The organism is Mesorhizobium sp. M2C.T.Ca.TU.002.02.1.1 (assembly GCF_003997225.1).
Genome location: NZ_RZTO01000112.1, coordinates 1 through 11,186, shown reverse-complemented (window position 1 = coordinate 11,186; position 11,186 = coordinate 1). Strand labels below are relative to the sequence as shown.

General features: G+C 61.8%; 9 protein-coding genes. 4 read left to right on the top strand and 5 right to left on the bottom strand.

What is annotated here, in order from left to right:
- Together EOD07_RS08785 and EOD07_RS08780 are read left to right on the top strand one after the other, a co-directional pair.
- Positions 1–571, top strand: a 571-nt coding sequence (locus EOD07_RS08785; RefSeq protein ID WP_206519444.1) for a hypothetical protein, incomplete at its 5' end; no start/stop codon positions are given.
- On the top strand, positions 568–1,356 hold the full coding sequence (locus tag EOD07_RS08780; protein ID WP_127235134.1) for a hypothetical protein: 789 nt from the start codon (positions 568–570) through the stop codon (positions 1,354–1,356). The genes EOD07_RS08785 and EOD07_RS08780, both read left to right, overlap by 4 nt.
- 366 nt (positions 1,357–1,722) lie before the next feature.
- Here EOD07_RS08780 and EOD07_RS08775 read toward each other — a convergent pair whose 3' ends face one another.
- Positions 1,723–2,184: a cupin domain-containing protein gene (locus EOD07_RS08775; protein ID WP_127235133.1), complete on the bottom strand. Its 462-nt coding sequence runs from the start codon at positions 2,182–2,184 to the stop codon at positions 1,723–1,725.
- Between the two features lie 130 nt (positions 2,185–2,314).
- Here EOD07_RS08775 and EOD07_RS08770 point away from each other — a divergent pair, with 130 nt between their 5' ends.
- Both EOD07_RS08770 and EOD07_RS08760 read left to right on the top strand, forming a co-directional pair.
- On the top strand, positions 2,315–3,868 hold the full coding sequence (locus EOD07_RS08770) for a winged helix-turn-helix domain-containing tetratricopeptide repeat protein (RefSeq protein WP_127235139.1): 1,554 nt from the start codon (positions 2,315–2,317) through the stop codon (positions 3,866–3,868).
- Between the two features lie 720 nt (positions 3,869–4,588).
- Positions 4,589–4,816 carry a hypothetical protein gene (locus EOD07_RS08760; protein WP_127235132.1) on the top strand — a complete coding sequence of 76 codons (228 nt, stop codon included), beginning with the start codon at positions 4,589–4,591 and terminating at the stop codon, positions 4,814–4,816.
- Between the two features lie 212 nt (positions 4,817–5,028).
- Here the strand turns inward: EOD07_RS08760 and EOD07_RS38100 are convergent, their stop codons facing one another.
- The 4 genes from EOD07_RS38100 to EOD07_RS08740 form a co-directional block, all read right to left on the bottom strand.
- Positions 5,029–6,309, bottom strand: coding sequence for an AcvB/VirJ family lysyl-phosphatidylglycerol hydrolase (locus EOD07_RS38100; RefSeq protein WP_206519443.1), 1,281 nt, complete (start codon positions 6,307–6,309; stop codon positions 5,029–5,031).
- Positions 6,310–6,361: 52 nt separating this feature from the next.
- On the bottom strand, positions 6,362–8,962 hold the full coding sequence (mprF, locus tag EOD07_RS08750) for a bifunctional lysylphosphatidylglycerol flippase/synthetase MprF (protein WP_127235131.1): 2,601 nt from the start codon (positions 8,960–8,962) through the stop codon (positions 6,362–6,364).
- 333 nt (positions 8,963–9,295) lie between these two features.
- Positions 9,296–10,255 carry an ABC transporter permease subunit gene (locus EOD07_RS08745; protein ID WP_127235130.1) on the bottom strand — a complete coding sequence of 320 codons (960 nt, stop codon included), beginning with the start codon at positions 10,253–10,255 and terminating at the stop codon, positions 9,296–9,298.
- Positions 10,239–11,186 (bottom strand): ABC transporter ATP-binding protein (locus EOD07_RS08740; RefSeq protein ID WP_348627743.1); only part of this gene is annotated, 948 nt, incomplete at its 5' end. The genes EOD07_RS08745 and EOD07_RS08740, both read right to left, overlap by 17 nt.

Here is an 11,186-nt window from a genome sequence, read left to right as displayed (position 1 = left end):
GGGCAAGGAAGATCGTGCCTTGCGCACCATTCAGCGTTCGGAGAGCCGATTCAAGAACAGGCTGAGCGAGGAACTCTCAAATGAGCTGAGGGTCCAAAAAATGGTCCAGGAAGTGCGCGAGATGGCCGTTGCCGACGGCAATACGGCGGACAATCTCCTGCTTCCCGTCGTGCCAGGGTTCGATCCTGCGGCACTCGGTTACGGCTTCGCCCAGGTGCATGAATTCGAGCTTTTCCACACGTTGGTGAAGGAAATGCGGTTGCTACCAGCCTCGATCGCGGAGGTTCCCCAAGGTGTGGAGGCGCATTTTAAGAAGCTGCTGAAGACGGTGCTGCGCGCCAACAATCTTGCGGAGCTTACGGCATCGCTTCCAGACCGTGAGGAAACTGGCGCATTTATCAAAATCGGCGACGTCCTGCTCGAACGCTATCCCGAGCCGACCGAATTCCAGCAGCTCATTGAGGGAGCTGTCAAGCTCGACCGACATGCTCTGGAAGAGGTACGCGAGGAAGTCCGGGCAGCTATCGCCAGTATGCCCAAGGCCGTTCCCCAGATCGAGTTCGCAGCATGACCCAACAAGACGAAACCGTAACCGCCGAATTGTTGATGGATCGGCTGCAAGAGGAAGCGAGACGGTCGGGCGATGCCCGTCCCGTGGCCACGCTCGCCCGCGTTGTGGAGGCCTGCGATGAAATCCTGTCAGGCGCGGCAGTTAGGCGCGCAAAGGCCGCGAAGGAGGACTGGCGGATATTCGATCCTGACTTCGTGAAGCTGACGCCGCGCGTCATCGGGCTATATGTCCGCCTCCGCGCGAGGCTCGACAGAGGCCCGACCTCCTGGACTGGCCCGTACCCGACCACCATCCGTGGCTGGCGGGACCTGGCGGAGTATGTTCGACTGCGGGCGGCGGAGGCGCATCGGCCAGGAAGGCCCAAGAGGCCTGCCCCGAGTTCCCGAAAGGCAGACGAGATCGTCGATGGCATCGAGAACCTTCACGACCGGGCCCAGTTGAGGGAGGTGGTCGCCAAAGGCCGGGAGGCGAAACGACAGCTCGACATAATGACCGAGGCTCTTCGGAAATACCCTGAAATCGATATAGAGGCCTTGCGGGAGGGACGGTCCTTCGCCGCGAAGGTCCAGGGCCCTCAGGCGCAATCGGCCATCGGGCCCGAGGACGTGAAGTTGATCCGTCGGCTGGTGGCGAGGTTGCGGGACAGCGACGAGCTTGATGAATTCGACCTGATCTATCGTGGCGGCCGCGTAAAGAGGGAGGGTGGACTCGACCTGGTTCCGCCCGAGGAGATGAGACTCCTGGAGCGGCTGGCAGGCCTCGAAGGAACGGCTGAGGAAGACTGAGAAATTGAAACGTGACGCTGGCTCTAACCGACAGTCCGGTTATAGCCAACGCACGCAAATCCTTTAGGCCCTCAAGGAAGAGCGGATGGCGGGCTTGAACTGGAATGCTCATCTCTTGAAGGAATAGAGCGCCCATGCTTGGCTCTCAATTGCCTTCCGGGCTGTGATCGTTGCCCGGCGTTCAATTGGCTCCGTCGACGAGCATCTTGGCCCTAAGGCCGACACATGTTCCATCCATGGCGCGAATGGCAATCTTGCGCCTCATGTCCGCCGTAAAGATCGAGTTTTCCGGCCGCTGAAAGAGGACAATGCCGGGCTACGACACCGGCGATTGGAACTACCCCACGAAGGTCTTCGCCCCTGTGACTACGCGTTCGCAGTCAGGGTGGAGATCTGATCGGTATCGTAGCGGTTCCGCAGGTCGGCAAGCGCTTCCGCATCCGGAGAGCCGTGCACGGCCAGCCTGGCAAGCTCTTCGAAATAGTGCTCGTGCCCGGGTGGAGAGACAGTCATCAGCACGCGCGCCGGCTTTTCGGCAACATTGGTTATGTTGTGCTGCACGCCCGGCGGAATGAACAGGTAGGTACCAGGGGTCGCATGGATCGTCTTTTCACCGACGTGCCAGACGCATTCGCCCTCAAGCACGTAAAAGGTCTCCTCCTGCATGCGATGAACATGGAGGCCGGTGGCGAACCCGGGCGGGATCGTCCAGTCGAACATGCTCGTGTGCTTCGTGTCTTCGCCGGTGACGAGAAAGACCAGCGGATGGCCGCGCAACATAACACCCTTGTTCTCGTCAGGCATGCGTATGACTGGGGCGGCGCTCATTTTGATCCTCCATCGGCTCGAATGCTGCTTTCCGCAGACACCTGCACAGAATGCTCCCCGCCATGCCTGCCAGTCGTGAAGCCATTCCGAAATGATTGCGAAAAAATCGCAAACGGTATCTCCTTCGGGAATGGCAACAAGCCTCGTCTTTGGTCCATTTCGCCTCGACACCGGCGCCGGGATTCTGTTCCGCGGGGACGAGCCGACGCCGCTCGGTCAGCGGGCCGTTGCGCTGCTTGCGCTGCTTGTGGAGCGGACGGGCGTGCTGGTCTCGAAAGAGGCGCTGATTGAGGCGGCATGGCCCGGGCAGGCGATCGAGGACAGCAACCTGACGGTCCAAATATCGGCGGTGCGCCGGACCCTCGAAAACCTGGCCGGCGGTGCATGCTGGATAGAAACGCGGCCGCGGCACGGCTATCGCTATGTCGGACCGGCCGTCGCGGTTGATGGCCTCGACCCGGCAGCCGAGGTCCTGGCCGGACCAACGCTGAATTTGCCCGGCAAGGCTTCGATGGCGGTTCTGCCGTTCTCGAACCTGAGCGGCGACCCTGACCAGGACTACTTCGCCGACGGCATAGTCGACGACATCATCACCGGTCTGGCGCGCATCAACTGGCTGCTCGTCATCGCGCGCAATTCGACCTTCGCCTACAAGGGCCGCGCGGTGGACGTGAAGCAGGTCGGACGCGAGCTTGGCGTACGCTATGTGCTCGAAGGCAGCGTGCGCAGGGCTGGCGGCCGCGTGCGCGTGATCGGGCAAATGATCGATGCGTCGACCGGCACCCACGTATGGGCCGAGCGGTTTGACCGCAACTCCGCCGATATCTTCGCGCTGCAGGATGAGATTGCGCTGTCGGCTGTCGGCGCAATCGCGCCGAGCCTGCGGCGTGCCGAAATCGACAGGGTGAAACGCAAGCGGCCTGACAGTCTCGATGCCTACGATCTGGTGCTGCGGGCGCAACTCGACGTGGATTCCGGTATGCCGGAGCAGGTCAAAAAGGCGCTCGTGCTGCTCGAACGTGCCATCGAGCTCGATCCAGCCTACGCCCTGGCGCACGGCAATGCTGCCATGTGCCACCATTGCCTCTTCCTCCGCGCCGGCCTGCGCGAAACCAGCCGTGCCGCTTCGATACACCATGCCCGCTCCGCCCTAATCCATGGACAGGACGATGCAGCCGCACTGACCCTTGCGGGATTCTCCATGGGCATGGATGGGCACGACCGCAAGGCTGCCTTCACCGCGTTGGAAGCCGCGCTCGCAATCAGCCCGTCATCCGCGCTGACCTACATTCTGGGAAGCGTCATTCTCGGCTGGAGTGGAGAAGCCGAGCGGGCGATCGAGTGGAGCGAGCGGGGCATGCGGCTCAGCCCATTCGACCCATGGGCTTTCGCAGCATTCGATGCGCAGGCGATGAGTCATCTGCTGCGCGGCCGCTACGACGAAGCCTGCCGCGCTGCCTACAGGTCCGTTCATGCCAATCCCGCACACAGCATCACCTACGTGCAATTGGCTGCCGCTATGGCGAGGCTCGGCCGGCTGGAAGAAGCGAGGGCCGCCGCGGCGCGGGTCCTCGAGTTGCAGCCAACGTTCCGTTACGGGCGGCAGTTCGCCGCCGTCAACTGCGATCCTGCGCTCGCTCAACGTCTCGGTGAGGCGCTAAGGGCTGCCGGCTTGCCCGAGTAACCCGCATAAGCTCTGTCCGCCCTCGTACCGACCGGCCCACGCCGCCTTTTGCCCCATCCGTGCTACAGTCAGATTCTTCCTGTAGGCCGGGACGGGACGAGGGCAAGGTTGAAGGTCGTCGGTAGATGCGGACGAGTGTCGCTAGTCGAGGCTGTCGTATCCTGATCGGCTGGCAAGATCACGACCATTCGCGCCTGGCGCCTCAGGAAGAGCGGCCTTCCGGCCATTAAAAAGATGAGGGCGAGACCGCATATCACCAAGATTGCGGCGAACGTGTTTGCAATTGTCTCGCCAAGTTGCATCGCGATCTCTCTCACTATCGATCCCTGCCGTTCGGGTGAACACCGGCTCCTCATGATACCCTTGAGCAAGGGACTTTATTCCGCAGTCCTCTGCCGATGAGGCAGCTCGCCCTCCAAAAAGAGAATTTCGCTTTAGTCTGGAATAGTTTCCGGTCGGCCTTGGTAAAAGGAGGGTGAGCCCGACGTGGAAGCGTTTCGAGGGCCAGGTCGGAACACAGGGAGCGGCGAGCAACTGAGGAAGCATGGCTCTCAGTTGCTCGTAGTCGGGAGGAGCGCGCCCCTTTGCTGATCAGGCCGCCGCATTGCCGAGATACTATCCTCAAGGCTGCTGCCTGGTCCTGGCCACCGTAAGGGACGATTGGGTCGTCGCTATTCGGGACTACGTCCCGCAGGTGAACGAACTCCCCGAGTTGCCGTCGTGACGGCCAGATCGGACGGCCGAGATCTCAGTGCCCTCGATGAGGTGCGGCTTGCCGATATCCGCGCCGCGGCGATGCTGCGCGAATTGGCATCGATGTCCTTCGACGCAAGCATCGAGACGGCGCTCGCCGAAGCCGCCGCTGAAATGAGAGTCGGGCGATCGGACGTCATTCGGCCTGCACTTCAGGAATGGTTGGCAATGCGCCGACAGGCGCTTCTCGAATGACGAAACCGGGCCATATCGCGTTATGGCGCCGGCTTGTTGCACCAAGTCCGGAAAGGCGTCAGGTTCCGAGTGATCGCTGAGTTAAGCCACGCCGCTTATACCCAAAGCTCATTCCAAATTGGACTTGTACGAACCGATTAATATCCTCAAGCCGGTGGCTCCTGACCTGTGGATCGTGGATGGGCCGCAGATGGAGTTCGGCATAACGGTTGCTACTGCTCTTTTCGCTTCTTCAATCCATCAAGAATCTTCAAAGCGAGGCTAGCATAGTCGCCATCGAAGTGGTGGCCCCCTGGGGTTTGGATGATCTCGATCCCTTGCCCTGCTAACTCCGGGCAAAAAGAATCCGTCTCATCCTGTCCATAGAAGCACTGCACGAGGTTTGGCGGGACCTGCTTGATGGCCGGCGCCACGGGGAGCGCTTCCGCGCTTGGAGCAGCGCCAAGCCATCCGGCGACGCGGATCTCCCAGTCCGCGGCATTTGCGAAGCCGAGAAGCGAAAGCTGGGCGACATGTGATTTGATGTCGGCTCCGAGGCGATCGTAAGCGAAAGGAAGGACATCCGCACCAAACGAATAGCCTATCAGCGCGACCCTATCAGCATGCCATTTGTCAGCATATGCCTGGATCACGGCGCTCAGGTCGGCGGCCGTCTGTTCAGGCGATTTCCTGTTCCAGAAATACCGCACGCTGTCCCACCCGACGACCGAAACGCCGCGAGATTGCAGCTCTTCCGCAATGGTCTTGTCGAGGTCCCGCCACCCGCCGTCGCCCGACAGAACCACCGCCATCAAGCCGGACGGGCTTGGCGACGGCAATTCGATCAATGGCAGTGCCGAGACCCCGACGGCATCGACTGCGGCGAGATGTGGCTGCAATAGCGTCGCCATACCGTCAGAGGCCGTCCCGGAAAGCGGCGTCACCGCCACCGGCATCCCACTGCTTTGCAGAGTCTCGAAACGGGCGCGAGCCTCAGCCCCTTCGCCGGTAGTGAGCCCAACACTCCAGAACCCGTTGAGGTTTTTGGTCGGTCCGTAGATATAGCCGTCATCATATTTTGACACGGCGGCCGCCGCGCAGAGCGGGCGCTTGCCAGGCAGTGCTATGCTCGGATCCACTGACACGGCCCCAGCCAACGTGTTGACCGGGGATTGCGCCAGAATGGCTCCGGCCAGCGTCCCGCCTGCGCCAAAGCCGGCAACGATCGGGAAATGATATTGCAGGCCGCTATGCCGGCGCTGTAACTGACGGCTGAGCCCCTCGATATCGCCAATGAGGTTGTCGCACGCCTGGTCGCCCTTGGTCAGATTGTCCAGATAGCTTTTGGTGTCGACTCCAACCGCGAGCGCACCGTCCCGTCCGAGCGCCGCAAGCGTGGCTTGGTCGGCTTCGGACCACCTGGCAAGGTCCGAGAACAACACCACATAGCCTCTGATCTCGCCGTCCGGCACAACGACGCGCACGTCGCCCAATCTGCCGCCGTCCAGCGCCAATGCCGGCATCGTCAGTAGAAACCAGACTACTGCCGCGAAAAGAGTGGCTGACTTATGCACCTCGCGAATACCTTCCGGGGCCCTTGAAGTTGAGGCCGATCAACGCTGCTGCGTCCGCCAATGTCACAAATGGGCCCAATGTACCCGAGGCCGCCAGATAGCGCGGCTCCCAAACCGGGTTGAACTTGTCCTTGAAGGCCCTCAGCCCGCGGAAATTGTAGAAAGGTGTGCCGTAGCGCCAGATCACGGCACCCAGCCAGTGCCAGCGGGACGACAGCGGCGCCGGCAATACGCCGCTCAGCGGCGCTGCGCCCAGGCTCAACGTTTGATAATGACTTTCCTTCAGGCGAAGGATCAGGCGCGTGAACAGGAACTCCATCGCATAGGAAGACGCTTCCGACGTGTGCCGCATCAATCCGACCGAAGCTTCCTTTCCCGATTCCGTGGTCATGATCGTGGCGAAGGCGATCGGGACTTCGTGTTGACGGACCAGCGCAATCATCTGTGATCCGAGATAGCCGGGTTCGAAGGCCGCGATCGAGAATCCTTTTTCCTCGGTCCGCCGCGAACGCAGCCACTCGGCCGAAATGTCGGCCAGGTCGTCGACGATAGGCGCCATCTCGTTCGGCGCAAGAAGCTCAAATGTCAGCCCGTCTCGTTCGCCTCGCTTGAGCGCATAACGAAGATGCGCGGCTGCCCCGCCCTTCAGCTCGAAGGTCGCGACCTGCACGCATGCCTCTTCGCCGAGCTTCATGACCGACAGGCCCGCGTCAAGATAATGCCGCACGGTTTCAGGCCTCACCTGGTAGAAGGCCGCCCGCCCACCGTGGCTGGCGGCCAGCGTAACGAACCGCTGGATGAGCTCGTGCCAGTCCTCGACCGGGCCGACAGGATCGAACAGGGCAATCCAGCTGCGGCCCCTTTTGCCGTACATTATGAAAGTGTTGCCCGAGCTTGAGAACAGAAGGCTCTTATCGCCCATCAGCGCCAACATCGCCTGGCTTCGATCCTGACCATTGATGATCCGTGCCGCGTGTCCAAGCGCGACGGCATTCGGGCGCGGAGCGAGGCCCTTTGGCGGGCGAAGCAATTGCCAGAACCCGATCATGGTGGCGAGAACGGCGGCGCCAAGCAGCGCGCGCAGCGCGCGAGGTGCCTGCGCGTCAAATTCGAACTCCCACCAGAGATCATGGGCGGTGTAATCCACGGTCCTGAAGGCAATAAGGAATATAGCGGTCGCAGCGATCACGATCAGGCCAACGGTCGCGAACCACCCAAGCGTGAAGGCCTGGCCCAGCATCGAGGCCGGCCTGTCGAACTGGCGCCTCGTTGTAATCAGAAGGGCTATGACGATGGTGAGGAAGCCGGCTTCTCCGTAGGCAAGTCCCTTGGTCAGGGACAGACCGAGGCTCGCTGTGGCGATTGTGATTGCGATCCACCAGGCTCCGTCGCGCCTCTCGAAGAGCCCCCTTGCAACGAAAAGGAAGACAATGCCGAGCAGGCTGCCGAGGAAATGAGAGGCCTCGACAGCCCATAGCGGCAGACGCATCGATAGGGTTGCCAGCCGGTGACCGAAAGTCGGTGTCGCCCCCGACACGAGCAACATAATGCCGGTTGCAAATGCGATCACACCCATGAAGCGCGGCGCAAGGCGGGCGGCAGCATGGACAAGGCGGTCATCCGCCGCTGAATTCTCCTGAGGTCCTACTGCATGGCGAACTTCGAACAGCGCAAGCAGCCCGGCCGAGACCACCAATGGGAGCGCGAAATAAATGCCGCGATAGGCCAGCAAGGCCGCCGCGATCTGGTCTGCGGACCCTACCCTGGCAAAGGCCCAGAAGACCACGGCTTCGAACACCCCGATCCCTCCGGGCAAATTGCTCACGGCGCCAAGCGCGGTCGCCGCGGAGAAGATCGCGGCGAAGCTGAAGAAATTCAGCGGTTCGCCCGGAAGCAGCGCCCACAGCGCGGCAGCGGCGCTGACAAGACGTATGCCCGAAAGAGCAAGCTGAATTGCGGCGAGCCCGGTCGGAGGGGCCGGCAGGCAAAAGCCGCCAATTCGTATCGGCTTGCGGAGTCCGAAGAGCACCATGGTCACGGTGCAGACCACGGCGGTGCCGGACAAAGCCGACAGCAGCGGCGTTGGCCATCCGAGAAGGTGCGATACCGCCTCTGCCTCGAACAGGGCCGCGAGGCCTCCAAAGCCCGTCAGGCCGAGTGCGTATCCGGCGGCGATGAACAACAGCAGTCGGGCAATATCCTCCGGCCGAACACCGACGGCGCCGTAAATGCGATATCGCACCGCTGCGCCCGTAAGGGTTCCAAATCCGGCGGCGTTGCCCAAGGCCGTTCCGCAGAATCCTGCGACCACGGGTGCGAGCCCGGGAACCCTGGCGCCCACATAATGGACCGCGCTCACATCTCGCCCGACCAGGGCGGCAAAGCTCACAATCGTGGCAAGGATCGACCATCCGATCGCAGACGGCGGGAAGTGCTTCAGCACATGCACGAGTGCGTTGTAGTCGATGGTTTCGGCGATGCTGCCAAAAGCAAGCACGCTGAAGATCAGGGCGATGAAAATGGTGGCTGAAACGACGAGGCGGTGCGCTTTGACCCGCAAGAGATGGCCTTGCGGGGAGATGCGCTCCGGCATTGATTCAGACGTGTCATCTCGCCCTGCGTCGCGATTACCCTCGCGGCGGGTGCTTCTGTCTGTTGCCTCCGTGCACGTCCTGGCGGAGGCATCCTCCCATGCTGACACCGATCAGTCTCGTGTATTGTCCTTGAAAAGCCACGCCTTTTGCACGCGTGAAGGACGCAGTAGCAAAGGGCCGAACGCGAGGCACCGACAAGTTGCTTGGCCTAATGCACATCACTTTCCATGTCAGCGCACAAAGCCGTGAGGGGTCTGTGAAATGTCCTCTGCCTTGGACTGGCTTCCAGTCGCGAAAATTCTCGTCGGTGACGCGGGCGCCAAGGACTTCGCTTACGCCCGTATTTCTTGTCGCTGGAACGAGACGTAGGCGACGGTGAACAGCAGCAGAAGCGCGGCGATCAAGCCGGCGAGTTGTGGCCAGATCAGAGCCACGCTCAGCGAGAAGGGCAGAGGCGCTCCCATCAGTGCCCCGCTCACCTGGCTGGTCAACAGCAGGCCGAGTGAGCGGGTTGCCGGATTGAGCAAGGCCAGCGTGGTTTCGCCATAGAGGGTATTGGGCGAGATCCGGGCGATAGCCTGCTGGACGTCGATCTGATGAACTGCCGTCATAGGATCGAGCGGGTCGACCGGCGCGATGGCTCCGGCAATCAGTGGCGCCAGCATAGGCCAGAATACCGTGAACAGGAGCCAGGCCGTGAGCGCGCACAGCGCCGACGTTGCTGGCGATTTGACTATTGTGGAGAAGGCCATCGCTACCGCTAGCCAGACGCCGGCATAAACAAAGGAGGCGAACAGGAAGGCAAGGCCGCGGGCGATCTCCTCGCCGCTGGGCGGCAGCCCAAGCAGCAGCATGCCGAGGCCAGTGACCAGCAGCCAAAGGGCGAGCAGGCAGATGGCGATGACCAACAGTCCGCCCAGGAACTTGCCCGTGAGAAGCGCGTCGCGATAAATCGGCTGCGACAGAATGCGCGACAGCGTGCGCCGATTGTACTCTCCGTTTATGGCGTCGAAACCCAGCGCGATCGCTACCAGAGGAATCAGAAAGCCGAGGAAGAAGACGAAAGAAGGCAGCGGCTGCTGCGCGGTGGTGAACAGGCGCAGGAACAGGAACTGATCCTCGCCGATGGTAGCCTTGATCTGGCCGATGGCGGCATAGACCGACCCGACCGCCGTGAGCAGCACCAGCACCATCACCAGATGGATGCGAATGCTGTTCATATGATCGGCGGCTTCCTTGAGCGCGATCGTCGACAGGCCGGCAAACGGCGATCCTTCACGCCGCGATGTCATGGTTCTCTCCTTCGAAAAAGCGCACATAGACCTCGTCGAGAGTAGTCTGTCGCATGGTGATGGAATGAAGCGCTCCGCCGGCGCCAACGATACGACGCGCGACGTCAGCTCTGACATCCGAGTCCGCATCGACGCGCCAGCGTCCGCCCTGCAAGGGCATCAGGCCGGAAACGTGCGGCACCCCGGCCAGCAGCTTCTCCAGATCCGCCTTTTCGGCTTCGACTTCGAGCCTGTACGTGCCGCCGAGAACGTTGGCGGTGAGGTCTTCAACCCGGCCGACGAGGCCGACCTGGCCCTTGCGGAAAAGAGCCACCTGGCTGCAGATCGTCTGCATCATCGCGAGCTGATGGGAGGAAAGCACGAACGTCACGCCCTCGGCCGCCAACTCGCGGATCAGGTCCAGCAGTTCCTGCGTCGACTGCGGATCGAGACCCGAAGTCGGCTCGTCAAGGATGGCGATCTCGGCCTGCTTGACCAATACTTCAGCCAATCCGAGCCGCTGGCGCATGCCGCGCGAGAAGGTGGCGACGCGGCGATGGGCAACCTCGGCCAGCCGTACCCGCGCCAAAGCATCATTGATGCGACCGTCGGCCTCTTTCGATATCAGGCCCGCAAGCCTTGCCGTGTAAGCGAGATTTTCCCACGCAGTCAGATGATCGTAGAAGCCGATCTGGTCCGGCAGGTAACCGACCTGCCGTTTGACGGCCAGCGGCTGGCGCAACGGGTCGAGCCCGAGCACACGGATCGAACCGGCAGTCGGCTCGGTGAGGCCGAGAAGCAAGAGGATCGTGGTGGTCTTTCCCGAACCATTGGGTCCAAGCAAACCGAAGACCTCGCCCTTCTCGACAGTGAGATCGATGCCGTCAACCGCTGGAAATCGACCGTAGCGCTTGACGAGGCCGCGCGCTTCGATGACCGGGCTCATCGCCGA

Excerpts from the sequence above, each read along its gene's own strand:
- EOD07_RS08770 (WP_127235139.1), top strand. The coding sequence starts at position 2,315 with ATGGCAACAAGCCTCGTCTTTGGTCCATTTCGCCTCGACACCGGCGCC.
- EOD07_RS08775 (WP_127235133.1), bottom strand. The coding sequence starts at position 2,184 with ATGAGCGCCGCCCCAGTCATACGCATGCCTGACGAGAACAAGGGTGTT.
- EOD07_RS08780 (WP_127235134.1), top strand. The coding sequence starts at position 568 with ATGACCCAACAAGACGAAACCGTAACCGCCGAATTGTTGATGGATCGG.
- EOD07_RS08745 (WP_127235130.1), bottom strand. The coding sequence starts at position 10,255 with ATGACATCGCGGCGTGAAGGATCGCCGTTTGCCGGCCTGTCGACGATC.
- mprF (WP_127235131.1), bottom strand. The coding sequence starts at position 8,962 with ATGCCGGAGCGCATCTCCCCGCAAGGCCATCTCTTGCGGGTCAAAGCG.